General features: G+C 71.8%; 26 protein-coding genes. 15 read left to right on the top strand and 11 right to left on the bottom strand.

Going from position 1 to position 26438, the window contains the following annotated elements:
- Positions 1–12: 12 nt before the first annotated feature.
- A complete protein-coding gene (locus tag ACYVKF_RS00585; RefSeq protein WP_460964075.1) occupies positions 13–708 on the bottom strand; it encodes an MOSC domain-containing protein in 696 nt (231 codons plus the stop codon).
- Positions 705–5588 carry an NAD-glutamate dehydrogenase gene (locus tag ACYVKF_RS00590; protein ID WP_460964076.1) on the bottom strand — a complete coding sequence of 1628 codons (4884 nt, stop codon included), beginning with the start codon at positions 5586–5588 and terminating at the stop codon, positions 705–707. Before ACYVKF_RS00590 ends, ACYVKF_RS00585 begins: the two co-directional genes overlap by 4 nt.
- A 270-nt stretch (positions 5589–5858) precedes the next feature.
- On the opposite strand from ACYVKF_RS00590, the gene ACYVKF_RS00595 reads away from it, so the two are divergent.
- The 7 genes from ACYVKF_RS00595 (at position 5859) to ACYVKF_RS00625 (ending at position 9902) form a co-directional block, all read left to right on the top strand.
- The gene (locus tag ACYVKF_RS00595) at positions 5859–6014 is read left to right on the top strand and encodes a DUF6131 family protein (protein ID WP_164488421.1); all 156 of its coding nucleotides are present in this window, start codon (positions 5859–5861) and stop codon (positions 6012–6014) included.
- Between the two features lie 105 nt (positions 6015–6119).
- Positions 6120–6452 carry a hypothetical protein gene (locus ACYVKF_RS00600; RefSeq protein ID WP_460964079.1) on the top strand — a complete coding sequence of 111 codons (333 nt, stop codon included), beginning with the start codon at positions 6120–6122 and terminating at the stop codon, positions 6450–6452.
- A complete protein-coding gene (locus ACYVKF_RS00605) occupies positions 6449–6967 on the top strand; it encodes a hypothetical protein (protein ID WP_056918774.1) in 519 nt (172 codons plus the stop codon). The genes ACYVKF_RS00600 and ACYVKF_RS00605 overlap by 4 nt, the downstream gene beginning before the upstream one ends.
- On the top strand, positions 6964–7737 hold the full coding sequence (locus ACYVKF_RS00610) for a LamB/YcsF family protein (RefSeq protein ID WP_460964081.1): 774 nt from the start codon (positions 6964–6966) through the stop codon (positions 7735–7737). The genes ACYVKF_RS00605 and ACYVKF_RS00610 overlap by 4 nt, the downstream gene beginning before the upstream one ends.
- On the top strand, positions 7734–8441 hold the full coding sequence (locus tag ACYVKF_RS00615) for a 5-oxoprolinase subunit B family protein (RefSeq protein WP_056916948.1): 708 nt from the start codon (positions 7734–7736) through the stop codon (positions 8439–8441). Before ACYVKF_RS00610 ends, ACYVKF_RS00615 begins: the two co-directional genes overlap by 4 nt.
- Positions 8438–9346 carry a 5-oxoprolinase subunit C family protein gene (locus ACYVKF_RS00620; RefSeq protein ID WP_460964084.1) on the top strand — a complete coding sequence of 303 codons (909 nt, stop codon included), beginning with the start codon at positions 8438–8440 and terminating at the stop codon, positions 9344–9346. Before ACYVKF_RS00615 ends, ACYVKF_RS00620 begins: the two co-directional genes overlap by 4 nt.
- Before the next feature lie 64 nt (positions 9347–9410).
- Positions 9411–9902: a DUF2505 domain-containing protein gene (locus tag ACYVKF_RS00625; RefSeq protein WP_460964086.1), complete on the top strand. Its 492-nt coding sequence runs from the start codon at positions 9411–9413 to the stop codon at positions 9900–9902.
- Between the two features lie 84 nt (positions 9903–9986).
- On the opposite strand, the gene pruA is transcribed toward ACYVKF_RS00625, so the two are convergent.
- Positions 9987–11615, bottom strand: a complete 1629-nt coding sequence (pruA, locus tag ACYVKF_RS00630; RefSeq protein WP_460964088.1) for an L-glutamate gamma-semialdehyde dehydrogenase — start codon at positions 11613–11615, stop codon at positions 9987–9989.
- A 71-nt stretch (positions 11616–11686) separates the two neighbouring features.
- Between pruA and ACYVKF_RS00635 the strand changes: the two genes are divergently transcribed.
- Positions 11687–12517 (top strand): alpha/beta fold hydrolase, encoded by an 831-nt coding sequence (locus tag ACYVKF_RS00635; protein ID WP_460964090.1) that lies wholly within the window; start codon positions 11687–11689, stop codon positions 12515–12517.
- Between the two features lie 32 nt (positions 12518–12549).
- Here the strand turns inward: ACYVKF_RS00635 and ACYVKF_RS00640 are convergent, their stop codons facing one another.
- Genes ACYVKF_RS00640 through ACYVKF_RS00650 form a run of 3 tightly spaced genes read right to left on the bottom strand, consistent with a single transcriptional unit; the run spans position 12550 to position 15406 of the window.
- Positions 12550–12969, bottom strand: coding sequence for a DUF6912 family protein (locus ACYVKF_RS00640; RefSeq protein WP_056916943.1), 420 nt, complete (start codon positions 12967–12969; stop codon positions 12550–12552).
- A 17-nt stretch (positions 12970–12986) separates the two neighbouring features.
- Complete coding sequence (locus ACYVKF_RS00645) at positions 12987–13985, bottom strand: patatin-like phospholipase family protein (RefSeq protein WP_082553030.1); 999 nt, start codon at positions 13983–13985, stop codon at positions 12987–12989.
- Complete coding sequence (locus ACYVKF_RS00650; protein ID WP_460964093.1) at positions 13982–15406, bottom strand: WS/DGAT/MGAT family O-acyltransferase; 1425 nt, start codon at positions 15404–15406, stop codon at positions 13982–13984. The genes ACYVKF_RS00645 and ACYVKF_RS00650 overlap by 4 nt, the downstream gene beginning before the upstream one ends.
- 49 nt (positions 15407–15455) lie before the next feature.
- On the opposite strand from ACYVKF_RS00650, the gene ACYVKF_RS00655 reads away from it, so the two are divergent.
- Together ACYVKF_RS00655 and ACYVKF_RS00660 are read left to right on the top strand one after the other, a co-directional pair.
- The gene (locus tag ACYVKF_RS00655; RefSeq protein WP_082581033.1) at positions 15456–15938 is read left to right on the top strand and encodes a cupredoxin domain-containing protein; all 483 of its coding nucleotides are present in this window, start codon (positions 15456–15458) and stop codon (positions 15936–15938) included.
- Positions 15935–17254 (top strand): hypothetical protein, encoded by a 1320-nt coding sequence (locus tag ACYVKF_RS00660; RefSeq protein WP_460964095.1) that lies wholly within the window; start codon positions 15935–15937, stop codon positions 17252–17254. The genes ACYVKF_RS00655 and ACYVKF_RS00660 overlap by 4 nt, the downstream gene beginning before the upstream one ends.
- 6 nt (positions 17255–17260) lie before the next feature.
- Here the strand turns inward: ACYVKF_RS00660 and ACYVKF_RS00665 are convergent, their stop codons facing one another.
- Both ACYVKF_RS00665 and ACYVKF_RS00670 read right to left on the bottom strand, forming a co-directional pair.
- Positions 17261–18553: an AAA family ATPase gene (locus tag ACYVKF_RS00665; RefSeq protein ID WP_460964097.1), complete on the bottom strand. Its 1293-nt coding sequence runs from the start codon at positions 18551–18553 to the stop codon at positions 17261–17263.
- Positions 18550–19155, bottom strand: a complete 606-nt coding sequence (locus ACYVKF_RS00670) for a CpaB family protein (protein WP_460964099.1) — start codon at positions 19153–19155, stop codon at positions 18550–18552. The genes ACYVKF_RS00665 and ACYVKF_RS00670 overlap by 4 nt, the downstream gene beginning before the upstream one ends.
- Positions 19156–19476: 321 nt before the next feature.
- On the opposite strand from ACYVKF_RS00670, the gene ACYVKF_RS00675 reads away from it, so the two are divergent.
- Complete coding sequence (locus ACYVKF_RS00675; protein WP_056916936.1) at positions 19477–19701, top strand: helix-turn-helix domain-containing protein; 225 nt, start codon at positions 19477–19479, stop codon at positions 19699–19701.
- Positions 19702–19881: 180 nt separating this feature from the next.
- On the opposite strand, the gene ACYVKF_RS00680 is transcribed toward ACYVKF_RS00675, so the two are convergent.
- A complete protein-coding gene (locus ACYVKF_RS00680; protein WP_460964101.1) occupies positions 19882–20424 on the bottom strand; it encodes a hypothetical protein in 543 nt (180 codons plus the stop codon).
- A 181-nt stretch (positions 20425–20605) separates the two neighbouring features.
- On the opposite strand from ACYVKF_RS00680, the gene ACYVKF_RS00685 reads away from it, so the two are divergent.
- Complete coding sequence (locus ACYVKF_RS00685; protein ID WP_460964103.1) at positions 20606–21373, top strand: LysM peptidoglycan-binding domain-containing protein; 768 nt, start codon at positions 20606–20608, stop codon at positions 21371–21373.
- Positions 21370–21921, top strand: coding sequence for an Rv3235 family protein (locus tag ACYVKF_RS00690; protein ID WP_056916933.1), 552 nt, complete (start codon positions 21370–21372; stop codon positions 21919–21921). Before ACYVKF_RS00685 ends, ACYVKF_RS00690 begins: the two co-directional genes overlap by 4 nt.
- A gap of 104 nt (positions 21922–22025) precedes the next feature.
- Here ACYVKF_RS00690 and secA read toward each other — a convergent pair whose 3' ends face one another.
- Both secA and ACYVKF_RS00700 read right to left on the bottom strand, forming a co-directional pair.
- Complete coding sequence (gene secA, locus ACYVKF_RS00695) at positions 22026–25013, bottom strand: preprotein translocase subunit SecA (RefSeq protein WP_460964104.1); 2988 nt, start codon at positions 25011–25013, stop codon at positions 22026–22028.
- Positions 25014–25204: 191 nt separating this feature from the next.
- Positions 25205–25492 (bottom strand): GNAT family N-acetyltransferase, encoded by a 288-nt coding sequence (locus ACYVKF_RS00700; protein ID WP_460964106.1) that lies wholly within the window; start codon positions 25490–25492, stop codon positions 25205–25207.
- Between the two features lie 133 nt (positions 25493–25625).
- Between ACYVKF_RS00700 and ACYVKF_RS00705 the strand changes: the two genes are divergently transcribed.
- Both ACYVKF_RS00705 and ACYVKF_RS00710 read left to right on the top strand, forming a co-directional pair.
- The gene (locus ACYVKF_RS00705; RefSeq protein WP_460964108.1) at positions 25626–25799 is read left to right on the top strand and encodes a hypothetical protein; all 174 of its coding nucleotides are present in this window, start codon (positions 25626–25628) and stop codon (positions 25797–25799) included.
- Positions 25796–26434, top strand: a complete 639-nt coding sequence (locus ACYVKF_RS00710; protein ID WP_460964110.1) for a cytochrome b N-terminal domain-containing protein — start codon at positions 25796–25798, stop codon at positions 26432–26434. Before ACYVKF_RS00705 ends, ACYVKF_RS00710 begins: the two co-directional genes overlap by 4 nt.
- Positions 26435–26438 lie beyond the last annotated feature (4 nt).

Genomic DNA, 26438 nt, shown 5'->3' on the forward strand with positions numbered 1-26438 from the left:
GGGCAGCCTAGGTCAGGCGCGGACGACCTCGTCGCCGAGGGCCACCCGGCCGGGTGTGACGACCTCGGCGTAGACGCCTGCGACCAGGTCGTGGTGGTCCGCGACGGCCCTGAGCATCCCCGGACGGGCCGGCAGGTCCACCTGGGCGATCCCGACCATGCGGCAGCGCTCCGTGGGTTCGGTGATGCGCAGCCGCACCCCACCGATGGTCACCTCACCGCCCACCCAGGACTCCTCCGCATACGGCTGCTCGGTCTCGACCACGAGGTTGGCGCGCACGTGCCGCGGGTCCACCGGGCTGCCGTCACCCTCGTGCCGGCCGAGCTCGGCCAGGGTGGCCGTCCCCACCAGCGAGATCGGTGCCGCATCCTGGTGCGGTATGGCGCCCTCCCGCTGGAGGCTCACCGGCTCGCCGAAGTGGCGGCTGAGGGACTGGTCCGTCGCCGGGTCACCCGCCACGAGCTCGGTGCCGTCGGGCAGGACCAGGACGGTCTCGTCCCCGCGCCGGCTCGCCACGAGCGTGAACACCGGGTCCATCCGCCGGAAGCGGCGGGTGTGCTTGCCGGACGCGAGCTTGTCCGCGGCGTCGTGGACCGCCCAGGCGCGGTCGCCGACCACACCCGCGACCTCGACCTCGAGGGCAGGCAGCGACTGCCCGCCCGCGGACTTCACGGGGAAGCACCGCAACCCCACCACGCGCGCGGTCACGAGGTGGCGGCTCCGGAGCGGATCACCGAACGCAGGGTGCGCAGGGCGACGGACAGGGCTGCGATGTTGGGGTGGTCGAGCCGCTCGATGCCCGACAGGGCCGTCGTCGCCCGGGTGAGCGACTCGGCGTTGGCCTTCGCCCACTCCTCGTAGCGCGAGCCCGGCGAGCCACCGACCGTCGAGGTGTCCATGACCGAGCGCACGAGGCTCTCCAGCACGGCATACAGGTCGTCGCGCAGGGCACCACGCGCCAGGGCGTCCCAGCGGTCGTCACGCGGCAGGTTCGTGACCCGCGTCAGCATCCCGTCGATGCCGAACTTCTCGGACAGCACGAAGTAGAGGCAGGCGATGTCGGCCGGCTCCTCCCCCGTGTCGGTCGCGATGTCGACGATGTCGAGCAGCGAGAACTGGTCGAGCAGGCTGGCCGAACGCAGGGCGAGGTCGTCGGGCACACCGAGCTTCTCGAGCCTGGCGGTGTTGCGCTGGAGACGCTTGAGCTCGGCGCCCTTGAGCATCTCGGGCACCTTGGGGGCGAACTCGCGCACGACCGCACCGAACCGGGCGACCTCGCCGGCCACGTCGAGCCGCGAGGGACGCGACGTGAGGAACCACCGGATGGAGCGGTCGATGAGGCGACGGAACTCGAGGTAGAGCTGGCTCTGCACGTCGGTGGAGACGACGTTGTCCAGCGCCTCCACCTCGCGCACGAAGCTCGGCAGGTCGAAGATCTCGCGGCAGACGACGAACGCCCGCGCGATCTGCTCCGGCGTCGCCCCCGTCTCCTCCATCGCCCGGAAGGCGAAGGTGATGCCACCGCGGTTGACCATCGAGTTGACCACCGAGTTGGTGATGATCTCGCGGCGCAGCGGGTGGTCGGCCAGCTCGCCGGCGAACTGCTCGCGCAGGGCCGCCGGGAAGTAGTCGGTGAGCGTCTGCTGGAACCACGGGTCGTCGGGCAGACCCGTCGGCAGCAGGTCGTCCTTGAGCGCCAGCTTGGCGTAGGCCACGAGCACCGAGAACTCCGGGGACTTCAGGCCCAGGCCGTCCTGGAAGCGCCGGTCGATCTCGCTGTCGCTGGGCAGGAACTCCAGCGCGCGGTCGAGGTCGCCACGCTCCTCGAGCCAGTGGATGAGCCGCTGGTGCACGGGAAGCATGGGGTGCTCCTGCGCGCGGGCGTTGCCCAGCAGGACGTTCTGCTCGTAGTTGTCGCGCAGCACCTGGTGCGCCACGTCGTCGGTCATCGACGCGAGCAGGGTGTTGCGCTGCTTGAGCGTCATGTCGCCGTTGCGCACGAGGTCGGTGAGCAGGATCTTGATGTTGACCTCGTGGTCGGAGGTGTCGACCCCGGCGCTGTTGTCGATCGCGTCGGTGTTGACACGCACCCCGTGCAGGGACGCCTCGATGCGACCGAGCTGCGAGAGGCCGAGGTTGCCGCCCTCGCCGATGACCTTGCAGCGCAACGCGTTCCCGTCGACGCGGATGGCGTCGTTGGCCCGGTCGCCGATGTCGGAGCTCGACTCGGAGCCCGCCTTGACATAGGTGCCGATGCCGCCGTTCCAGAGCAGGTCGACCGGTGCCTGGAGGATCGCCTTCATCAGCTCGGCCGGGGTCAGGCTGGTCGTGCCCTTGGCCAGCCCGAGCGCCTCGGTCATCTCCGGGGTGATCCGGATCGACTTGAGCGACCGGTCGAAGATGCCGCCACCGGTGCTGATGAGCGAGGCGTCGTAGTCGGCCCACGACGACCGCGGGAGGTCGAACAGCCGCTTGCGCTCTGGGAAGCTCGTCGCCGCCACGGGGGTGGGGTCGACGAAGATGTGGCGGTGGTCGAACGCGGCCACGAGGCGGATGTGCTCCGAGAGCAGCATGCCGTTGCCGAAGACGTCACCACTCATGTCGCCGATGCCGACGGCCGTGAAGTCCTGGGTCTGGGTGTCGACACCCATCTCGCGGAAGTGGCGCTTCACCGACTCCCAGGCACCGCGGGCGGTGATGCCCATGGCCTTGTGGTCGTAGCCGGCCGAACCTCCGGAGGCGAACGCGTCGTCGAGCCAGAATCCGTAGGACTGCGCGACGCCGTTGGCGATGTCGGAGAAGGTGGCCGTGCCCTTGTCAGCCGCGACGACGAGGTAGGAGTCGTCCTCGTCGTGCCGCACCACCGACGCCGGGGGGACGATGTCGCCGCCGACGCGGTTGTCGGTGAGGTCGAGCAGACCGGAGATGAAGACCTTGTAGGAGCCGATGCCCTCGGCCAGCCAGGCGTCGCGGTCGACCGACGGGTCGGGCAGCTGCTTGGCGTAGAAGCCGCCCTTGGACCCGGTGGGGACGATGACGGCGTTCTTGACCATCTGCGCCTTGACGAGTCCCAGCACCTCCGTGCGGAAGTCCTCACGTCGGTCGGACCAGCGCAACCCGCCACGGGCCACCGGCCCGAACCGCAGGTGCACGCCCTCGACGCGCGGTGAGTAGACGAAGATCTCGAACTGCGGCCGCGGGGCGGGCAGGTCGGGCACCTTCTTCGGGTTGAGCTTGATCGAGACGTAGGTCTTGTCGGCCCCGGACTCGTCCCGCTGGTAGAAGTTCGTCCGCAGCGTCGCCTGGATGACGCCGAGGAACGCGCGGATGATGCGGTCGTGGTCGAGGGACTTGACCTCGTCGAGCCCGGTCGTGATCTCCTCGACCAGCGCGGCCTCGGCAGCTTCGCGCTCCCCTCCGGCCGCGGCGCCATACCGGCTGGGGTCGAACCGCGCCTCGAACAGGGCGACGAGCCGCCCGGCGAGCCGCAGGTTCTGCACGAGCGCCGACTCGACGTAGTCCTGGGAGAAGGTCGACCCGGTCTGCCGCAGGTACTTCGCGACCGTGCGCAGGATGACGACCTGCCGCCAGGTGAGCCCGGCACCGAGGACGAGTGCGTTGAAACCGTCGGACTCCGCGCGACCGTTCCACACTGCCCCGACCGCGTCCTGGAACAGCTCGCGCAGCCGGTCGCGACCACCCTCGCCGGACCACACCTTGTGGTTGCGGACGCGCAGGCCGAAGTCGTAGACCCACAGGTCGACCCCGTCGCCGCGCGACACCTCGTAGGGGCGCTCGTCGACGACCTCGACACCCATGTGGGTGAACATCGGCAGCACCTGGGTCAGCGACAGGGGGCTGCGGCGGTAGAGCTTGAACCGCCGCTCGCCGGCCGGGGCACCCGGCTCCTGGTACATGTTGAGGCCGGTGGAGTCGGCGTTCTCGAGCGCGTCCATGTGACGGATGTCGACGACACCGACCCGGGAGGTGAAGTCCTCCTTGTAGGCCTCGGGGAAGGCCCTGCCGTAGAGCCCGGAGAGCCGCGCGGCCGCCTCCTCGCCGTGCTCGGCGCGGGCCGCCTCGGACAGGTCCTCCTCCCACGTGCGCGTGGCGTCGACGAGCTGGCGCTCGAGGACGGCCTCGTCGACCGCCGGGATGGACTCGCCCGAGGGCACGCGCACGACGAAGTGGAGACGGGCCAGGACGGACTCCGAGACCCGAGTCGTGTAGTCGACCGTGGCGCCCGGAAAAGCTTGGTGGAGAATGGATTCCATCTTCAGGCGGACCGCGGTGTTGTAGCGGTCGCGCGGGATGTAGACCAGCGCCGAGACGAACCGGCCGAACCGGTCACGCCGCAGGAACAGCTTGGTCTTGCGGCGCTCCTGCAGGTGCAGGACGGCGGTCGCGTTGTCGTACAGCGACTCCTCGTCGGCCTGGAACAGCTCGTCGCGCGGGTAGTTCTCGAGGACCTCGAGCAGGTCCTTGCCCGAGTGCGAGTCGGGCAGGAACCCGGTGCGCTCGAAGATCGCCGCCACCTTGTCGCGCAGCACCGGAACCCGCGTCACCGACTCGGTGTAGGCGCTCGAGGTGAACAGTCCGAGGAAGCGCTTCTCCCCCGTCACGACACCCGCGTCGTCGAACTGCTTGACGCTGACGTAGTCGAGGTAGGTGTTGCGGTGCACCGTCGCCCGCGAGTTGGCCTTGGTGATGATGAGCAGCTCCGGCGCCCGCGCGACGGTGCGCGCCTGCTCCGACAGCAGCACCCCCTCCCCCGTGGGGTCGTAGCGCAGCAGGCCGAGACCGGTGCCGTGGACCGCCTGGAGGGTGTCGGCGTCGGCGCCCCGCACCAGGGCGTACTCGCGGTAGCCGAGGAAGGTGAAGTGGTTGCCGGCCAGCCACTCGAGCAGACCGCGAGCCTGCTCCACCTCCGCAGCCGGTATGCCGTGCGGCGGCCTGACACCGAGCTCCACCGCGAGCGCGGAGCAGGTCTCCTTCATCTTCGGCCAGTCCTCGACGGCCTCACGGACGTTGGCCAGCACGCCGCGCAGGCCCTCGGCGATCGCCTGCAGGTCCTCGGCGTTGCTGTCGCGGTCGACCTCGAGGTGCATCCACGACTCGCGGACCTCGCCGAAGCTGCCGGCGTCGGCGCCGTCCCCCGCGGCCGTGCCGTCGAGCAGCACCTGCTCCAGCTCGCCCGTGGCGTCGCGCCGCACCCGCATGGTCGGGTGCACGACCAGGTGGACCGCACGGTCCATCCGCTGCAGCTCGGCGGTGACGGAGTCGACGAGGAACGGCATGTCGTCGGTGACGACCTGGACGACGGTGTGACCGCTCGTCCAGCCCTGCTCGGCGACGTCGGGGTTGAACACGTCGACCTTGGCCGTCCCGACCGGGCGGCTCCTGGCGAGGTCGCGGTGCGCGAGCGCGGCTCCGAGAAGGTCCTCGGGGGCTCGGGCGAGCAGGTCCTCGGTCGCCACGTGGCGGTAGTAGGCGCGGAGGAACTCCTCGACCTCACCCCCGTCGTGCTCGGCGCGCTCCGCAGCGGAACGCAGGAGTTGCTGACGGGACTGCTCCAGCGACGCAGACATGCTTGTGGTCTTCATCCTCACGGGGTCGTCGTGCATGCGTGGGCGCACCTCGTTGTGCGTCGGGACGAGACTATCGCTCGTCGGCGGCGGGACTCACGGGCCTCCGACGCGTTTCGGCGCCGAGGATGGGCCGCCGCGGGGCCGATGGGGCCGCGACACTCCCGGGCTCCACGCTCCCCGAGTGGCGCTTTGCGTTTGCGCAGGTCAGAGTGTGTGGTTGCAGCGCTCCCCTGCGCGCTGCGTCACATCACCCATACAGAAGGAGTCCCCGTGATCATCCTCGGACTGATCCTGCTGATCATCGGCCTGGTGGCCAGCATCCCGATCCTCACCACGATCGGGGTCATCCTCATCGTGGTCGGAGTCGTCCTGGCTCTTCTCGGCCGCGCCGGCAACGCCATCGGCGGTCGGAAGCACTGGTACTGATCCCCACCGGGTCTCTGCACGACGTGACGGCCCCCGACGACACCCCTGCTCCGGCATGTGGGTATCGCCGGGGGTCGTTCCCGTTCCCTCACTAGAGTGACCGGTATGCCGCCCGCCCCGGTTCGCCCCGAGGCCCTCCTCGCCCTCGGTGCCACCCTCGGAACGCTGCGTGACTGCGCCCGCAGCGGGGCCGACGAGGTGCTCGACCACCTGCCGGAGGTCGGCGACCGCGAGCTGCAGGCGGGCCTCGACGACTACCTCGACCAGGTCGCCGACCTGCTGCGTGAGGTGGATGCGTCGGCCGCTGACGTCGCCGGGCGGCTGCGGGTCGCCGCCGCCCGGCGCAGCCGCAGCGCCGCCGCTGCCGCTGACGACCTCGCCGGCAGCGTCCCCCCACCCCGAGAGTCCTCGACGTCCTCGATCGAGGAGGCCCGGTGACGCTCGTCGCCGGCGACCCGGCCTCCTGCTCACGCGTCGGAGGGTCCCTGCGACAGCTCGCGACCGCGTTGCGCAGCAGCGGTCGAGCCGTCCACGGCGCGATGGCCGACCCCGACCTCCAGCGCCCCGGCACCGTCGTCGCCCGCGCACGCCGCCGGCTCACCGGCCTCGACGAGGCGGCGGCCGCTGCCTCGGACGAGCTCGACCGGGTCGGTGCCGCGCTGCAGGACCACGCCGCGGACCTCGCGGAGGCCCTGGCCGACGTCCGTGCCCTCGTCGCGCGCGCCGAGGCGGCCGGCCTGCGGGAGACCGACGGTCGGCTCGCACCGGCCTGGGGGGTCACCGGCCTCGCCGACGCCCCCGCGGACGCCGGCCGCGACGAACGGCGCGAGTCCCTCCAGGCCGAGCTCGACCGGCTCCTCGCCGTCCTGGCCGCGCGCCGTCGTCGGCTCGCCGCGGGGATGGCCGCCTCCGGCAGCGTGCTCGCCGACCACGCCCGGGCGCTGCGCCGGTGAGCACCATCGACCTCAACGCCGACCTCGGCGAGTCGTTCGGCCGGTGGACCCTGGGTGACGACACGGCGATGCTCGGGGTCGTCACGAGTGCGAACGTCGCGTGCGGCTTCCACGCCGGTGACCCCACGACCCTGCTCGAGGTGTGCCGCGCCGCGGCAGCCGCCGGGGTGGCCGTCGGGGCGCAGGTCGGCTACCGCGACCTCGCGGGGTTCGGCCGACGCTTCGTCGACGTGTCCGCCGCCGACCTCACCGCGGACGTCGCCTACCAGGTGGGTGCCCTCGACGCGCTCGCCCGGGCCGCAGGGACCCGCGTCACCTACGTCAAGCCGCACGGCGCCCTCTACAACGCCGTCGTGCACCACGAGGCCCAGGCCGCGGCACTGGTCGAGGCGCTCGGTCTCCTCGGTGGCAACCTCCCGCTCGTGGGCCTGCCGGGGTCGGCCTCGCTCGCCCGGGCGGAGGAGGCCGGCATGCCCACCGTCCTCGAGGCCTTCGCCGACCGCGCGTATGCCGCGGACGGCACCCTGGTGCCCCGCGGTCGTCCCGGGGCAGTGCTCGACGACCCCGACGCGGTGGCGGCACGGGTCGTGCGCCTGGTGGTCGACGGCGTGGTCGAGGCCGTCGACGGGAGCCTGCTGGAGGTCCGCGCCGACTCGGTCTGCGTGCACGGCGACACCCCGGGCGCCGTCGCCCTGGCCGGCGCGGTGCGGCACGGCCTCGAGGCGGCCGGGGTGCGCCTGAGCCCCTTCGTCAGGGCGCCCGGCGGGTGAGGCCCGACCCCGACGGACCGGTCCGACCGGGACCGGAGCAGGACACCGGTCGGCTGCTCCCCTACGGCGACCGGGCGGTCCTCGTCGAGCTGGACGACCTGCGCGGCGCCCTGGCCGTGCACGCGAGGCTCGAGGCGGCCACGCAGCGCGTCGCCGGCCTCGCCGATGTCGTCGTCGGGGCACGGACGGTGCTGCTCGTGGCGGACTCGCCGGGCTCACTCCCTGCCGTCCGTGCGGCGGCCCGGGAGGCCCTGGTCGCCGGCAGGACCCGTGAGCCGGGACCGACGACACCGGACGGGGCATCGGCACCCCATCCCCTGGTCGAGGTGCCCGTGCACTACGACGGAGCCGACCTCACCGAGGTCGCAGGCCTGACCGGACTGTCGGTGCCCGAGGTCGTCGCCGCCCACACGGGCACGCCGTGGTCGGTGGCCTTTGCGGGCTTCGCCCCCGGCTTCGCCTACCTGGTGGACGGCGACCCGCGCCTGCGGGTCCCCCGTCGCTCCTCGCCCCGCACCAGGGTCCCCGCTGGTGCGGTCGGCCTCGCGGACGAGTTCAGCGGGATCTACCCGAGGTCGTCGCCGGGTGGGTGGCAGCTGCTCGGCCACACCGACCTCGCCCTGTGGGACCTCGACCGGGATCCGCCGGCCCTGCTCCGCCCCGGGCTGCGGGTGCGGTTCCGCGACGCGGACGCCGACCGGTGAGCACGCGCGACCCGTCACCGTACGCGGAGCTGGAGGTCCTCGAGATCGGCGCGACGGCGCTCGTCGAGGACCTGGGCCGACCCGGGATGGCGTCCCTCGGGGTGAGCCCGTCCGGCGCGGCCGACCGCGGCGCGCATGCCCTCGGCGCGAGGCTCCTCGGCCAGGCGCCGGCGCTCGCCTCCGTCGAGGTGGTCGGTGGACTCGTGGTGCGGGCCGTCGGCAGCGTCACGGCCGTCGTCACCGGCGCGGCAGGGACGGTCACCGTCGACAGCCGACCCGTGGGGCACGGTGCGCCCTTCCTCGTGCGCGACGGCCAGCTCCTGACGCTCACCCGAGCCACGGCCGGGCTGCGCTCGTACCTCGGCGTCCGCGGTGGGTTCGCCGTCCCGCCGGTTCTCGGATCACGTTCCAGCGACACGCTCTCCGGTCTCGGTCCACCGGCCCTCCGGGTCGGCGACGTCGTCCCCGTCGGCCACCCGGACGGTGCTCCCGGCGGTGAGCTGCTGGTCGACGTCGCCCCGGTCCGCGCCCCCCTCACCGGAGCGGTCGAGCTCGAGGCGATGCCCGGGCCGCGCCTCGCCTGGCTCGCCGACCCGGCCCGGCTCACGTCGGCCGGGTGGTCCGTGGCAGCCGACTCGGACCGGGTCGGCGTGCGGTTCTCCGGTCCTGCGCTCGAGCGCTCGTCCACCCGGGGAGGCACGGAGGTGCCCAGCGAGGGTCTGGTCCGCGGGGCGGTGCAGGTGCCGCCCACCGGGGTCCCGGTGGTGTTCCTCGCCGACCACCCCGTCACCGGCGGCTACCCCGTCGTCGCCGTCCTCACCGAGCACGCCTGCGACCTCGCCGCCCAGCTCGTCCCGGGACAACCCGTGCGCCTGCGCCTGCGCAGCGCGCAGCGTGGAACCTGACGTCGCTACGCTGGCGCGAGCCTGCACGGGACGTCCGTCCCCCGCGCACCCAGAGGAGAGCCGCATGAAGATCGCCACGACGATGGAGTACGCCGCCACCCCCGAGGAGGTCTTCGCGGTCCTGACCGACCAGGCCTTCCAGGAGGCCAAGTGCGCGGCCACCGCAGCGATCAGGTACACCGCGACGATCAAGGAGTCCGGTGGCGGCGCGGTCATCACCACCGAGCGCATCCTGCCGGCCGACGACCTGCCCGACTTCGCCAAGAACATGGTGGGCGAGACCCTCAAGGTCGTCGAGACCCAGACCTGGGGTGCAGCCTCCGCCGACGGCAGCCGCACCGGCACCGTGGAGATGGCCGTCTCCGGTGTCCCGGTCGCCCTCAACGGCAAGCTCGCCCTCGCCTCCGGCGGCCCGGGCAGCATCGAGCACCTCGACTCCGAGCTCAAGGCCAAGATCCCGCTCATCGGCGGCAAGATCGAGAAGGCCGCGGCCAAGCCGATCGAGGAGGCCATCGCCATCGAGGCGAGCACGGTCAAGGAGTGGCTCGCGCGCTGACTCCCGGCGCCCACCCGGCCACGCGGCATACGCGAAAGGCCCAGAACCGCAACGGTTCTGGGCCTTCCGACGTATGGCGCGTGGTCACCCCATGTGCGGGTAGCCGTGCGACTTCGGCGGGTCGAACGTCTCCTTGATGGAGCGGGCGCTGGTCCAGCGCAGGAGGTTCTGCGCGGCACCGGCCTTGTCGTTGGTGCCCGATGCGCGGCCACCACCGAACGGCTGCTGGCCCACGACGGCGCCGGTGGGCTTGTCGTTGACGTAGAAGTTGCCGGCGGCGAACCGCAGGCGCTTCGTGGCATCGGCGATGGCGACCCGGTCCTGGGCGATGATCGAGCCGGTCAGCCCGAACGGCGCGAAGCTCTCCATCTGGTCGAGCACCTTGTCGTACTGACGGTCCGGGTAGACGTGGACCGACAGGATCGGGCCGAAGTACTCGGTCCGGAACGACTCGTCGGCGGGGTCGTCGATCTCGAGGACGGTCGGGCGGACGAACCAGCCCTCGCTGTCGTCGTAGGTGCCACCGGCGACGACGTCGACCCCGGCCTTGGCGTGCGCCCGGTCGATGGCGTCCTTGTGCTTCGCGAACGCGCGGTCGTCGATGACCGCGCCCATGAAGTTGGACAGGTCGGTGACGTCGCCCTGGGTCAGGCTGTCGGTGATCGAGACCAGGTCGGCCTTGATCTTCTTCCACAGCGAACGCGGCACGTACGCCCGTGAGGCGGCCGAGCACTTCTGGCCCTGGAACTCGAACGCACCGCGGATCATGGCCGTGCGCAGCACGTCCGGGTCGGCCGACGGGTGCGCGAGGATGAAGTCCTTGCCGCCGGTCTCGCCGACCAGGCGCGGGTAGCTGCGGTACTTCGGCAGGTTGGCGCCGACCTCCTGCCACAGGTGCTGGAAGGTCGGGGTGGACCCGGTGAAGTGGATGCCGGCGAGGTCGCGGTCGGCGAGCGCGACCTTCGAGACGTTGAGGCCGTCACCGGTCACCATGTTGATGACGCCCGGCGGCATGCCGGCCTCCTCGAGCAGCGCCATGGTGAGGTGCGCGGCGAACTGCTGCGTGGGGCTGGGCTTCCAGACGACCGTGTTGCCCATGAGCGCGGGAGCCGTCGGGAGGTTGCCGGCGATCGCGGTGAAGTTGAACGGCGTGATCGCGTAGACGAAGCCCTCGAGCGGACGGTGGTCGGTGCGGTTCCAGATGCCCTTGGAGTTGAGCGGCGGCTGCTGCTCGAGGATCTGCCGGGCGAAGTGCACGTTGATCCGCCAGAAGTCGATCAGCTCGCAGGCCGCGTCGATCTCGGCCTGGTAGGCCGTCTTGCTCTGGCCGAGCATGGTCGCCGCGTTGAGGTGCGCACGCCAGGGACCGGAGAGCAGCTCTGCGGCCTTGAGGAGGATGGCGGCGCGGTCGTCGAACGACAGCTCTCGCCAGCCCGGCGCGGCGGCCTTGGCCGCGTCGACGGCCGCCTGTGCGTCACCGACCGTGGCGTTGCGCATCGTGCCGAGCACCTTGCGGCGCGCGTGCGGCTGGCGCACCTCGATCTTGCGGCCGGTGCCGGCGACCCGCTGCCCCGCGATGGTGTGCGGGAGGTCGATGCTGGTGCTGCCCAGCTCGGCGAGCGCGACCTCGAGCTTCGCGCGCTCGGGGCTGCCGGGCGCGTAGTCGAGGACGGTCTCGTTGACGGGGACGGGCACCTGGGTGACGGCATCCATGGCGGTGGGGGCTCCTCTGGTTGCTTCGACTGTGGTCGTTCGGCTGAAAGGGCCCACCTATGGTGTCACGTATGCCGAGCAGCGCTCACCACACCGAGCTCGCCCACCGCTGGGCCGGACCGGTCGACCCCGCAGCCCCCACCGTCGTGCTCCTGCACGGGCTGGGCGACTCCGGCGACTGCTGGCCCGACGCCGTCCGCCGCTGGTCGCCCACCTACCGCGTCATCGGGGTCGACCTCCTCGGGCACGGCCGCTCACCGCGCTTCACGGCGGAACAGCTCGGGTCCGTCGACCCCATGGAGGCGATGTATGCGGCCGCGGAGCGGACGCTCGTGACGGTCGTCACCGCCCACGGCGGACCGGTCGCCGTCGTCGGCCACTCGATGGGCGGAGGCATCGCCGGCGCGCTGGCGGCCCGCCGCCCCGACCTGGTTGCCGCCACGGTGCTCGAGGACCCCGCGTGGCGCGACACCAGGTTCCGCGTGCAGCCCCGCGAGATCGTCCGCGAGCGGGTCGCCGAGTGCCGCGCGTTCGCCGACGACCCCACCGGTCAGCTCGAGAAGGGCCGCGCCGACAACCCGACCTGGCCCGAGGCCGAGCTCGCACCCTGGGTCGAGTCGAAGTCGCAGGTCGACCTCGACTTCCTCGAGCTGGGCATCGCCAACCTGCTCCAGCCGTGGGACGCCGTGGTCGCCGCGATCGGTGTGCCCACCCTGGTGCTGCTGGCGGGGCGGGGCGGCCCGGTCACGCCGGAAGCCAGGGCCAGGGCGGCACAGATCGGCAACCCCGCGGTCGACCTCCGGGTCGTCCAGGGTGCGGGCCACTGCATCCGCCGCGACGACGCCGAGGCCTTCCATGCCCTCGTCGACCCCTTCCTCGAAGGGCACCTCACCCGCGGCTGAGCGTGTCGACCCGCCGGCGCGGCCCCGGGACCTCAGAGCAGGCGCAGGACCTCGTCGAGCTCGGTGACGTCGTACCACAGCAGGTCGTCGGTGCCCTCGTCGCCGGCCGTCTCGTCGACGTGCAGGGACACCACCCTCGACAGGGGCAGGGGCTGCGACAGCTGCACCGCGGACAACGCGGTCCCGGCGCGCGACGTGACCCACGTCGGGTCGACGTCCGCGGCGAGGACGACCCGCTTGGCGACCGTGGTGCCGCGGCGTTCGTCAGCGGCCTCGAAGGCCTCGGTCAGCGCGGCATACTCCCACTCCTCCTCGTCGCCGGAGGGGAGCATGCGCTCGAGGCGCTCCGTGACGGCGAAGGCCTCGACCGGCGTCCCCGCCACCTCACGGTCGGCGGCAAGTCGGCGGACGCCGTCGGCGTCCAGGGGCACGTAGATCCTGGTCTGGGTCATCCCACGTCCTCGCTGGGTCATCCAACATCTTCAAAGGCGGAGCGGTCGGGCAGCGGCGCCGGGTCGTGCAGGGCGACCGCCGACGTCCGCAGGGACGTCTCGATCACCCTAGGGCGTCGGCTGACGTCCATGAGGTTGGACCCGAAGGCCTCGAGGTCCTCCTCGCCCGGGCCGAGGACCGTCACCTCGGCGCCGTCGCCGTGCACCCGCCCGAGCTCGCGCAGCACCCGGAGGGTGACGCGGTTGCGCCACTGGCGTTCCACCCGTGTGCGCCACTGGGTGGGTGCGTCCTTGACGAAGCTCACCTGCGGGGCAAGGACGAAGACCTCGTCGAGGCCGCGGCCCACCATGAGGTCGAGGTTGGTCGAGGACCACGCGCCGCCGTCGATGTAGCGGTGGGCGCCGATGCGGACCGGCTGGTACCACCCGGGGATCGCGCAGGACGCCATCACCGCGGACGGCAGGTCGACCGGGTCGACGCCGTCACGGCCGAACGCCACCCGCTCCCCCGTGTCGTAGTCCAGGGCGACGACGGTCAGCCCACTGCGCGGGACCCACCCCGTGGGGACGACGTGGCCGACGAGCGCCCCCACCGCCTCGATGCTGCCCCGGCCTTCCGGCAGGATCGCCGAGAGCACCGCGGTCGGTGGCAGCGAACGCAGGTGGAGGGCGTTGCGGCGCAACAGCTCTCGTGAACCGAAGCCGACCTTGGGCAGCCCCGGGCGGTCGCCCCCGGTGTCCCGGTCGTAGTCCCAGACGTACCCGGCGAGCGGTCCGTCCACGAGCGACCCCCCGAGCTGGTGGGTGAGCAGGTCCTCGACCGACACCCCCGCCGCGAGGAGCCCTGCGAGCACCGAGCCCGCAGACGTCCCGACGAACTCGTCGAACTCGCGCACGTCCACGCCGAGCTCGTCCTGCAGCGCCTTGAGCGCCCCCACCATCCAGGCAGCGCCGAGCACCCCACCGCCGCCGAGGACCAGGCCCCGACGCCTCGCAGGAGGGCGCGCCGGGCTCATCGCTTCGGCGACCGGTGGCTGTCGAGGAGCTCGGCGAGGGAGTCGACGACGCTCTGCCCGAGGACGTCGATGTCGGGCATCGAGTCACGGTCGCCGTTGAGGCCGTAGTAGACGCCACCGTCGTAGGAGGTGAGCCCGATCGACAGTGCCTGGCCGCGGGCCAGCGGCATGACGGGGTAGGTGGACAGCATCCTGGCGTCCCCGGCATACAGGGTGTGCTGGGGTCCGGGGACGTTGGTGATGACGACGTTGAACAGGCGTCGTGAGACGGCGGACCCGAGGCGGGCCCCGAGGGAGTGCAGGGTGGGCGGCGCGAACCCGGCCAGCCCCGCGAGCGACTCCGCCCCGACCGCCTGGCCACCTTCCATCTGCTGGCGCATCGCGAAGGCGATCTGGTGCAGCCGCATCGACGGGCCCGGCTCACCCACGGGGAGGTCGACGAAGCAGGCGGTGAGCCGGCTGCCGACGTGCCGGGCGTCGGCGTCGTAGACGCTGACCGGCACCATCGCCCGCACCGTGGTGCCGGAGTGGACGGACTCGCCGCGGGTCAGCAGCCAGGTCCGGAACGCCCCCGAGATCGTGGCGAGGACGACGTCGTTGATGCTCACGTCGTCCGCGTAGTTGCCGCGGGCCAGGCGGCTGCGGACCTTGCGGTAGTCCTCGAGGTCGGTGCCGATCATGACGTAGCGCCGGGCTTCGCCGACGTGGGCGTTGAGCGGCGAGTGCGGGGCCGGGCGGGCCGCGGTGCGCGCCAGGGTCGCCACCACGTCGCCCGCGGCGGTCAGGGCGCGGGTGCCGACGGCCTTGACGTCCACGATCCCGCCGCGGATGTTCTCCACGACCTCGCTCGGCCGCCGGACCGCGTCGACCAGCGCCCCGGTCAGCAGCTCGACGTCGCTGGGTTCGCGGGAGGGGCGCCAGGTGTCGGTGACCAGGCCCTCGGCGGCCGGGTCGCCGTCCACGATCACGTGGGCGATGTCGACGGCGTTGATGCCGTCCACGAGGGCCTGGTGCGACTTGGTGACGATCGCGAAGCGGCCCTCCTGCAGCCCTTCGACGAGGTAGACCTCCCACAGGGGGCGCTTGCGGTCCAGGGCCCGCGGCTGGATCCGCGCCACGAACTCCTGGAGCTGCTCGTCGGTCCCCGGCTTCGGCAGGGCCGAGCGGCGCACGTGGTACGTCACGTCGAAGTTCTCGTCGTCGACCCAGACCGGGTTGGCCAGGCGACCCGGGATCTGCCGGACCCGCTGGCGGTACCGCGGCACGAAGGCGATCCGCGTCGCGATGAGCTGCACCAGGCGGTCGTAGTCGAAGCCGTCGCTCGGGGGGTCGAACACCATGACCGACCCCACGTGCATCGGCGTCGTCGCCTCCTCGAGGTAGAGGAACGACGCATCGAGGGAGTTCAGGCGGTCCGGCACCCCCACATCGTGGCAGAACCCATTGCCTAGACTTCCATTCGTGACGAAGATGACGCCGCGCGTGGCCGCTCCCCACTCCACCCGCCTCGTGGGAGGAGCCGTGGCCTTCGTGGTCGTCGGCGCCCTCGCGGGGTGCACCGGCTCGGGTGACGAGCCCACGGTGACGACCACCGGGACGAGCACCTCCCCGTCGGTGTCAGCCAGCCAGACCCCCGGCGCGTCCACCACGACCTCCGGCAGCTCGACCAGCTCCTCGAGCAGCACGTCGGCGGGCCGCACCCTGACGATCACCGTCCAGGGCAAGAAGGTCACCCCGGCCCCGGCGACCGTCGACCTGGCCGTGGGCACCACGCTCACCCTCGTCGTCACGAGTGACCACGACGACGAGCTGCACATCCACGGGTTCGAGGTGGAGAAGGCCCTCAAGGCCGGCCAGGCCACCAGCGTCACCCTCACCGGGAAGGAGCCCGGGGTGTACGAGGTCGAGACGCACGAGCCCGAGCTGCGACTGCTCAAGATCGCCGTCCGGTGACCCTGGCGCTGGCCCTGCCGGCCCACGGCGTCGGCTCACGCGAGGACCTGCCGCTGCCGTTCCACCTGCTGCTCATCGGCGCAGGCCTGGCCCTCGTCGTGTCGTTCGTGGCCCTCGGGGCCCTCTGGAAGCAGCCGCGCCTGCGTGGGGAGGACGGAAGGCTCCTGCCGATCACCGTGTCGCTGGCCCTGGACTCGGCGCCGGTGCGTGGGCTGTTCGTCGCCCTGTCCCTGGCCATCACGGGCTGGACCCTCGTCGCCCTGCTGTTCGGCAAGGACGACGCCAACAACCCGGTCCCCAGCGTGGTGTACGTCTGGCTGTGGGTCGGCCTGGCCTTCACGTCGATGCTGTTCGGCGGGGTGTGGCGGCTGGTCAACCCGGTCCGCTGGATCCGGCGGGGCCTGCTGGCCCTCGGCCGGATCGAGGAGGAGTTCAGCCTCAGCGAGTACCGGCTCGGATACTGGCCTGCCGCAGTCGGGCTGCTCGCCTTCGCCTGGCTGGAGCTGGTCGCGCCCGACAACGCCGACCTGTTCACGCTGCGCGTCGCGATCCTCGGGTACCTGGTGCTGAGCCTCGTCCTCAGCCTGCTCTTCGGGCCCGCCTACCTGCGGACGGGCGACCCGTTCACCGCCTGGTCCTCGCTCTACGGCACGCTCAGCCCGCTCGGGCGGCGCACCGACGGCCGGTGGGTGTGGCGCACCCCCCTGCACGGGCCGTTGCAGGTCGAGGCCCGGCCGGGGCTGCTCGCCGTCACCTCCGTGATGCTCGGCAGCACCGCGTACGACGGGTTCTCCGGCGAGACCCGGTGGTACTCCTTCGTCCAGTCCTCCGACCTGCCCTCCGAGGTGTGGGGCACCGCCGCGCTGGTCACCTTCTCCCTCGTGGTCGCCGGGTCCCTGTATGCCGCCGCGTCCCTGTCCGCGCGGCTCGCCGGCGTCTCGGTGCGCGGAGTGGCCACGGCGTTCGCCTCGTCCCTCGTGCCGATCGCAGCTGGCTACCTCATCGCGCACTACTGGTCGCTGTGGGTGTGGGAGGGCACGAACGGCCTGGCGAAGATGTCGGACCCCCTCGGGACCGGAGCCAACCTGCTCGGCACCGCCGGGCTCAACCCGCCCGCGGCGCTCATCGCGCCGGGGTTCGTCGCCGGGGTACAGGTCGTCGCGATCATCACCGGCCACGTGCTGGGCGTGGTCCTGGCCCACGAACGCGCCATCACGCTGTTCCCCCGACGAGCGGCGGTCGTGGGCCAGCTGCCCCTGCTGGCCGTGATGGTCGTCTACACCGTCGGCGGTCTGACCCTGCTCTTCAGCTCCTGACGCGGGCTAGCGCCGGCGGCGACGCCGGTGCTGAGGCGCCACCGCGACATACGGCTCGGTGAGCCCCACCATGGCCCGGCGCAGCTCGCTGGCCGGTGCGAACTCGGCCAGCGACTTCCCTGCGAACATGGCGCCGTCCACCGTGGCCTGGTCGTGCGGGAGGAAGGTGAGGTCGTCCATGCCGGCGAACCTGCCGAGCGCCTCGGCGATCCGGCGCTCCGGCCGGGCGCCGACCGCGGAAGCACGGACCTTGTTGACGACCACCCTCGGCGTGTGGCTCGGCAGGCCGGCCAGGTCCTGCACGGCGCGGACCAACCGCTGCAGGCCGATCGGGTCGCCGGCCCCGACCACGACGAGCTCGTCGGCGCACTCCAGCGACACGAGGGTCGCGGCGTTGCGCCGCGGTGCGAGGGTGTCGTAGGACAGCTCCTCGTCGTCCTCGACGCAGAACCCGCAGTCGACCACCACGAAGGTGGCGAGCCGGCGCGCCGTGGTGAGGACGTGCTCCACCGACGCGGCCCGCAGCTCGGTCCACCGGTCCGCACGCGGGACACCGGTGAGGACGCGCAGCCGGGGGGAGACCTCGGGGGCCAGGCGGGCGAGCGCCGGCAGGTCGAGGGTGCCCTGGTCGGAGGCCCGGCAGGCCGCCGCCATGCCCGGTGCCTCGTCGAGCAGGCCGAGCGCCTGGGCCACCGACGAACCGTAGGTGTCGCAGTCGACCAGGAGCGTGGGTGCGTGGACCGCGAGCTCGGCCGCGAGGTTCAGGGCGACCGTGCTGCGGCCCGGTGCCCCGGTCGGACCCCACACCGCGATGACTCGGCACGGGACATCCGTCGGGCCCGGGAGGTCGTCGTCAGCCCGGCGTGGCAGGCCCCGGCGCGAGCCGGGCAGCGCCCCGGGGTCGGGGTCGTCCTCCGCACCGGGCTCCACCCCCGTGGCCCCGACCTGCGCCACGAGGCCGTCGAGCAGGTCCTGCAGCTCGTGGCCGGCGACGTCGGTGCGGACGACCACCGCGAGGCCCAGCTGGCGCAACCTCCGCTCGCCGAGGTCGTCCCCGGGTTCGGTCACGCCTGCGACGACCAGCCCGTGCGTGGAGAGCTCGTGCAGCGCGCTGCGGTCAAGGGCCCTCAGGTCGGGCGAGACGAGGGCGACCTGGCCCAGGCCCGCCGCCGCGGCAGCGAGCAGGTCGGAGAGGTCGGCACAGCGTCGGGCCACGACGTAGTCGGACGTGGCCCCGAGTGACGCGACGAGCTCCGACTCCCCCGCGCCCGTCAGCGCGGTGATGACCGTCCGGCTCACGAGCCGCCCCCACCGCTGCCGGGAGCCGGCACGAGGGTCACCCTGGCCCCGTCGTCGACCTTGCCGATGATGTCCTTGATCCGGTCCTTCGGCGCCATGACCTGGACGGGGCGATCTCCCCCGGCGCCCCCGGACAGGCCGCCCGACGTCTTCGGCAGGCGGGCGACCGACACCCCCTCCAGCGCGAGGACCGGTCCGGTGAAGGCGTCGTTCCCCGCGGCTCGCGGGTCGGCCGGGTTGACGTAGACGTCCACCCGGCTGCCGACCGTGAGGGCGGCGACGCTCCCGGCGTCCACGGACAACGTCAGGGCCTGCACGGTGACCTGGTCCAGGCTCCCGACGGCCACGGCCGGCACCAGCTCGCCGGCAGCCACTTCACGCAGCACGTAGCGGTCGGGAGCCAGCCCGGACCCGGCCGACAGGTAACGGTCCCGCTGCGAGCCCAGCTGGACGTCCACACGCACCAGGTCGTCCTCGGTGAGCGGCTGTCCGGGGACGAGGGCCTCGCGGGCGGCATACATCGCCGTGCGGTCGTCAGCAGCCGCCACCACCGTCGAACCCACGACGACGGAGGTCAGCACGAGCACCAGGCCGATCAGCAAGCGGGCGTCTCGCCACGCAGGTCGTTGCAACCGGGCGGCCCTGGGCACTGGAAGGTCCGACACGTCGTTGTCCCCCTTGGCATGGTTTGGCTGGTTTCCCCGTCAGCGGAGTCATCATGGCCCACCGAGGCGCAGGCTCGCCCCCCACATCCACAAAGCGCCGCAAATCATCCACAACCGCCGCAGGCCAACTCCTCCAAACGGTTGACGATGAGACAATTTCGCGATCCACCGGACGCAGCCGCACGAAGATGGTAAAAATTTAGTCAAGAGACACCAAGATCGGGTCAAGGGACCACCGCAGGGAAAGGACGGCACATCGTGGCCAAGCGATTCATCCAGTTGTCGGAGGTGTCCGAGGTCCTCGACATCTCCTCGGCCCAGGCGTACGCCCTCGTGCGTTCCGGCGAGCTTCCCGCCATCAAGGTCGGCGGCCGCGGGCAGTGGCGCGTCGAGGTGGCCGAGCTCGAGAGCTACATCCAGCGGATGTACTCCGAGACCAAGACCTTCGTGGCCGCCCACCCGTTCGGGCAGGGCACCGAGTAGGACGTCGTCGCGGGCCGTGGGGGTCCCGCGACGTTCCCGAGGAAGGGCCCGGAGCACACGCTCCGGGTCCTTCCTGGTGTCGGGGTGGCCGCCCCCGGCACGGCCCACGCGAGCCTCGACGACCCGGTCGCCGACCCGGCCCGTCGAGGCCCCTCGCACACCACCGACCGAGCAGCCCGGTCAGGCTGGTCGCACGAGGACGAGGGCGTCGAACGGGACCAGCCGCCGCCCCGTGACGTTCTCGGGGCGACGAGGCAGGTCGGGGGCGTGCTCGGTGAGCTCGAGCACGTCCCGCCCCACCCCGTCGATGGTCCCGGTCGCCTGACCGCCGCCGGCGTCGATCACCGCGACGACCGCCCGGTCCCGGCTCAGCCCGCGCAGGGCGTAGCCCAGCCCGAAGCGCCGTCCCACCGACTCCCCCGCCGCCCTGGACGACAGCCCGGTCACCGCAGTCACGCCTGCGAACGGGACAAGTGAGACGGCGCCGCCGGGCGCCCCCACGAGCACCCAGCCGTCGCCGACGTCGGCCACCTGTCCGGAGACCACGAGACCGGTCCGCAGGGTCAGCCCGACGGGCGACGGGCCGGCGGCGGCGAGCCGCTCGTAGAGACCGAGCACCCCTCGTTCGCGTCGGGTGCGGTCGGCCACCTCTGCATCGAGCTCGCGGCGCTCCTCCGCCTCCCACTGGGCCGCGAGGTCGTCGAACAAGCTGTCCCAACGCATCCCTACCTCCCCCGGACCGCGGTCGCGGCATCTGCGGGGGAGCCTAGTCACGGCCACCCTTGCGCAGAGGAGAAACGACAAGTACCTTCCATCGAAGGCAAACGCATGCAAACGCATGTATTGAGGAGGGGAGCACACCATGGGCGGACGGCTGAGGGTCTGGGTCACCACAGGGGTCGCGGTGGGAGCACTCGCCGCCCTCGAGCTCCTCCTCGTGGTCGCGGCGCGCGACCGCGCCCACCAGGTGATGCTGCCCGGACCGGCCTCCGTGGACGAGGTGACGGGCGCCCTCGCCGCCTCCCTCGCCGTGGCGCTCGGCGGCTGGCTCCTGGTGACGAGCGCCGCAGCGGTCCTCGCCCATGCACCGGGTCGACTCGGCCGCCGCGCGGACCGCGTCGCCGCCCGATGGACTCCCCTCCTGACGCGTCGGGTCGCCGCCGTCCTCGTCGGCGCCACCGTCGGGAGCGCGTTCGGGCCCGCGACGGCCCTGGCCCAGGTCCAGGTCCCGTCCCCGTCCCCGTCCCCGTCCCAGACCCAGTCCCAGTCCCAGGCCCGGGTCGAGGCCCGGGTCCGGTCCCAGGACCAGTCCCAGGCAGCGACGCCCTTCCCGGGGTTCAGCGCCACCTCCCCTGTCGGAGACCCCGCGCCCGACGTACCGCCCGCCGGATGGGTACCGAGCAGACCGGTGCAGCGCCCCGTCGTCACGCCTGACCTCGTCACGTCCGGAGGGAGCACCCCGGCCCCGCCCGAGGTCGTGGTCCAGCGCGGCGACACGCTCTGGAGCCTCGCCGCCACCCACCTGGGCCCCGACGCGACGGACGCCGAGGTGGCCGCGGCCTGGCCGCGGTGGCACCGGGCCAACCTCTCCGTGATCGGTGACGACCCCGACCTGCTGCGGCCCGGACAGGTCCTGACCGTCCCCACGACGAGCGCGGTGGCGACGCGATGAGGGCCGCCCAGACCCTGGCCCGGCACGCGGCTCGGCCGTCGTTGCGGCCGCTCACGATCGTGCCGGCTCCCCGCATCCGTCCCCCGGTCATCGCCGAGACCGAGGACGACTGGACCCCCGAGCGGTCCGCGGAGTCCCCCTACGTGCAGGACGCCCTCGCGGTCGACTTCTCCCTGCGCACCGACGAGGAGGTCTTCGGGGAGCAGCCCACGCGTCGCGACGACCTCCCCGACCCGCGCGACTGGGCGGCCCACATCGCCCAGGCGCTCGTCGAGGTGATGGCCGGGGTCCGCCCCGCCCCTCAGCTGCTGCGGTGGACCACCCCCGAGGTCTACGCCGTGGTCGCCCGCCGCGCGGCGGTCTCCGCCCGACGCGGTATGCCGCCCACACGTCGCACGGTCGTGCGGAGCCTTCGCGTGTGCGAACCCGCCGACGGGGTGGCCGAGGCGAGTGCGGTGGTCGTCGACGGGGGCCGGGTCCGCGCCCTGGCGATGCGGCTGGTGGGTCTCGACGGTCGCTGGCGGGTGGAGGCCCTTCAGGTCGGTTGAGAGTCCGGGACCCGCACCGCGGCTGGGCGGGATCTTCCGTCGGACAGGCGAACGGCGCCGCCCACCCCGGGGGGTGGACGGCGCCGTTCGACGGTTCGGCTCGGTCAGGCCTTGCCGTGGCACATCTTGAACTTCTTGCCCGAGCCGCACGGGCAGGGGCCGTTGCGCGACGCCCCGGCGACCTGCTCGGCGGAGAGCTCGTCGTCGATCGAGCCACCGCGCTGCTCGACCTCACCGGTCTCCGTGGGAGCGGAGTACTGCAGGTCCTGGGTGCGGCGGACGGGCTGCTCGAGGCCCTTGGCCCGGAAGGACACGGCAGCGCGCTCGGCGGCCTGCTCCGTGGCTCCGGACTCGTCGTCTCCGGCGGCGGGGCCGCCCACCTCGGCGTGCACGACCTCGTGGTCGTCGTGGTCGTGACCGTCGTGGTCGTGACCGTCGTGGTCGTGACCGTCGTGGCTGTGGTCGTGACCGTCGTGGCTGTGGTCGTGACCGGCGTGGTCGTCACCGGCGAGGTTCGCGCCGCCGAGCATGTCGGAGACGCTCATCGGCTGCACGGCGGGGGCCTGCTCGCCGGGCTGGTCGACGTCGACCTGGACGTTGAAGAGGTAGCCGACGGACTCCTCCTTGATGGACTCGTTCATCGCCTCGAAGAGCTGGAAGCCCTCGCGCTGGTACTCCACGAGCGGGTCGCGCTGGGCCATGGCCCGCAGACCGATGCCCTCCTGGAGGTAGTCCATCTCGTAGAGGTGCTCGCGCCACTTGCGGTCCAGCACCGAGAGGACGACCCGGCGCTCCACCTCGCGCATGACCTCCTCGCCGAGCTGCTCCTCGCGCGAGTCGTAGGCGTGGTGCGCATCGGACGTGATCTGCTCGCGCAGGAAGTCCGCGCTCAGCGCACCCCGGCCACCGGCGGCCTCGACGACCTCGTCCGGCGTGACCGACACGGGGTAGAGGGTCTTGAGCGCGGTCCAGAGGCGGTCGAGGTCCCAGTCGTCCGAGAAGCCCTCGGCCGTCTCGGCGTCGACGTACCCACCCACGACGTCGTTGATGAAGTGGCGGATCTGCTCCTGCAGGTCCTCCCCCTCGAGGACGCGGCGGCGCTCGTCGTAGATGACCGTGCGCTGGCGGTTGAGGACGTCGTCGTACTTGAGGACGTTCTTGCGGATCTCGAAGTTGCGACCCTCGACCTGGCCCTGCGCGCTCTGGATGGAGCGGCTGACCATCTTCGACTCGATCGGCACCTCGTCGTCCATCTTGGCCGTCGTCATGAACCGGTCGACCATGGCCGCGTTGAACAGGCGCATCAGGTCGTCCTGCAGGGACAGGTAGAACCGGGACTCGCCCGGGTCGCCCTGACGACCGGAACGGCCACGCAGCTGGTTGTCGATGCGGCGCGACTCGTGGCGCTCGGTGCCCAGCACGTAGAGCCCACCGAGCTCGGTGACCTCGTCGTGCTCGGCCTGCACGGCGGCCTCGGCCTTGGCGAGTGCCTCGTCCCAGGCTGCCTCGTACTCCTCGGGCGTCTCCTCCGGGTCCAGGCCCTGCTGCTTGAGGGTGGCGACGGCCATGAACTCGGGGTTGCCACCGAGCATGATGTCGGTGCCTCGACCGGCCATGTTGGTGGCGACGGTCACGGCGCCCTTGCGGCCGGCCTGGGCGACGATGGCCGCCTCACGCTCGTGCTGCTTGGCGTTGAGGACCTCGTGCGGCACACCGCGGCGGCGCAGCTGGTCGGAGAGGTACTCGCTCTTCTCCACCGAGACCGTGCCGACGAGGACGGGCTGGCCGTGCTCGTACCGCTCGACCAGGTCGTCGACGACGGCGTTGTACTTGGCCTCCTCGGTGCGGTAGACGAGGTCGGCCTGGTCCTTGCGGACCATGGGGCGGTTGGTCGGGATCGGGACCACACCGAGCTTGTAGATCGAGTTGAGCTCGGCGGCCTCGGTCTGGGCCGTACCCGTCATGCCGGAGAGCTTGTCGTACATGCGGAAGTAGTTCTGCAGGGTGATCGTGGCGAGCGTCTGGTTCTCGTTCTGGATCTCGACACCCTCCTTCGCCTCGATCGCCTGGTGCATGCCCTCGTTGTAGCGACGCCCGGCGAGCATGCGGCCGGTGTGCTCGTCGACGATGAGGATCTCGCCGTTCAGGTTGACGTAGTCCTTGTCCCGCTTGAACAGCTCCTTCGCCTTGATGGCGTTGTTGAGGTAGCCGATGAGCGGGGTGTTGACGGACTCGTAGAGGTTGTCGATGCCGAGGTAGTCCTCGACCTTCGCGATACCGGCCTCGAGGACGCCGACGGTCTTCTTCTTCTCGTCGACCTCGTAGTCGCCCTCACCGGACTCGAACTCGCCGCGCGTCAGGCGCTGCGCGATCTTCGAGAACTCGGTGTACCACTTGGTCGCGGCGTCGGCCGGACCGCTGATGATCAGCGGGGTGCGGGCCTCGTCGATGAGGACGCTGTCCACCTCGTCGACGATGGCGAAGTTGTGGCCACGCTGCACGAGCTCGTCCATGGACCAGGCCATGTTGTCGCGCAGGTAGTCGAAGCCGAACTCGTTGTTGGTGCCGTAGGTGATGTCCTTGGCGTACTCGACGCGGCGCTCGGCCGGCGTCATCGACGCGAGGATGACCCCGGTCTCGAGGCCTAGCATGCGGTGCACGCGGCCCATCAGCTCGGACTGGTACTCCGCGAGGTAGTCGTTGACCGTGATGACGTGCACGCCCTTGCCCTCGAGGGCGTTGAGGTAGGACGGGAGGGTCGCGACGAGGGTCTTGCCCTCACCGGTCTTCATCTCGGCGACGTTGCCGAGGTGCAGAGCCGCGCCACCCATGAGCTGCACGTCGAAGTGACGCTTGCCGAGGGTGCGGCGGGACGCCTCACGCACCGCGGCGAACGCCTCGGGAAGGATGTCGTCCAGCGTCTCGCCGTCGGCGAGGCGCTTGCGGAACACGTCGGTCTCGGCGCGGAGCTCGGCGTCGCTGAGCTTGGTGAAGTCCTCCTCGATGGAGTTCACCTGGGCAGCGATGCCGTGCAGCTTCTTGACGATGCGGCCTTCACCGGCACGGAGCAGTCGTTCGACGATCTTGGACACGCAATATCTCCTGAGGTTTCTGATCTCCCGCTACGCCCGGACGATCGCAGCCGCCGACCTCCGGGTGGCAACGGCCCGACCTAGGCTAGTCGAGTCGGTCCGCGCCCGTGGACGCACGGCACGGGGAATGCTCCCCGGTCGCCGAACGCGCCGGGCGCCGCCGCGGTTCCAGCGCACGGCGGCCACCCCGGTCAGGGGGCGACGAGGTCCTGGTAGTCGGGGTGCCGGTCGATCCAGGCGGCGATGAACGGGCACATCGCCACCACGTCGTGCTCACCCTTCGCGCGGACGTCGTCGAGGGCGCCCCGGGCGAGGGCTCCCCCGACGCCCTGGCCCTCGAACGCGTCGTCGACCTCGGTGTGGGTGAAGACCTGGTGGCCGCGGGCGATCCGGTATGCCGCGAAGCCCGCGAGTGCTCCATCCACGTGCGCCTCGTAGCGGCTCAGCTCCGGGTGGTTGGTCACGACGACGTCTGCCATGGCCGACAGCCAAGCACAGGTGTCAACGACGACCCCGGCTCGGGACCTTCTCCCCTGTGGCCGGGGGCTCGGCAGAGCGCAGCATCGTCCTACGGGTAGAACGGGTTCACCCGCTCGAGGAGTCGAGGTCGACATGGTCGGAGCAGCGGTGGGCCTGGCATCTGCACCACACGTCCTGCACTGGGGGTCGTTCAGCATCGAGCTGGCCAACCTCCTCATCATCCTGGCGATGGTCGTCGTCTTCGTCCTCGCCCTCGTCATCCCCTTCGGCCGTGATCGTGCCGACGACGTCAAGGACCCGTCGTGAGCCAGCTGCGGGAGACGCGCACGTCCCGCTCCCGGGACAGCTGGACGGTGGCCCTGCGCGACCGGATCGAGCACACCGTGCCCCCCGGGCAGGCGCTCCCCGACCGGCAACCGGAGTACGTCTCGTCGTGGATCTACGTGTTCGGCGTGCTGACGCTGGCCGCCCTGGCCGTCATCGTCGCCACGGGGTGCGTGCTGGCGGTGGGCGGCTCCGCCTGGTGGCACGTCTCGTCGCTGGGGCACTTCGTGAACTCGCTCCACCTCTGGAGCGTGGAGCTGTTCTTCGCCTTCATGGTCGTCCACCTCTGGGGCAAGTTCTGGATGGCGGCCTGGCGCGGCAACCGGTTGCTCACGTGGGTGACCGGGGTCGTCGCCTTCGTGACCTCCATCGGCACCGCGTTCACCGGCTACCTCTCCCAGTCGAACTTCGACTCCCAGTGGATCAGTGCAGAGGCCAAGGACGGCATCAACTCGATCGGCGTCGGTGCGTGGTTCAACGTGCTCAACCCCGGACAGATGCTCCTGTGGCACGTCGTGCTGCTGCCCCTCGCTGTCGGTGCCATCACCGTGCTGCACGTGGTCCTGGTGCGTCGCCACGGCGTGGTTCCCCCCATCGACGCACGGGACGGTGAGTGAGATG

Source organism: Pedococcus soli, assembly GCF_054782575.1.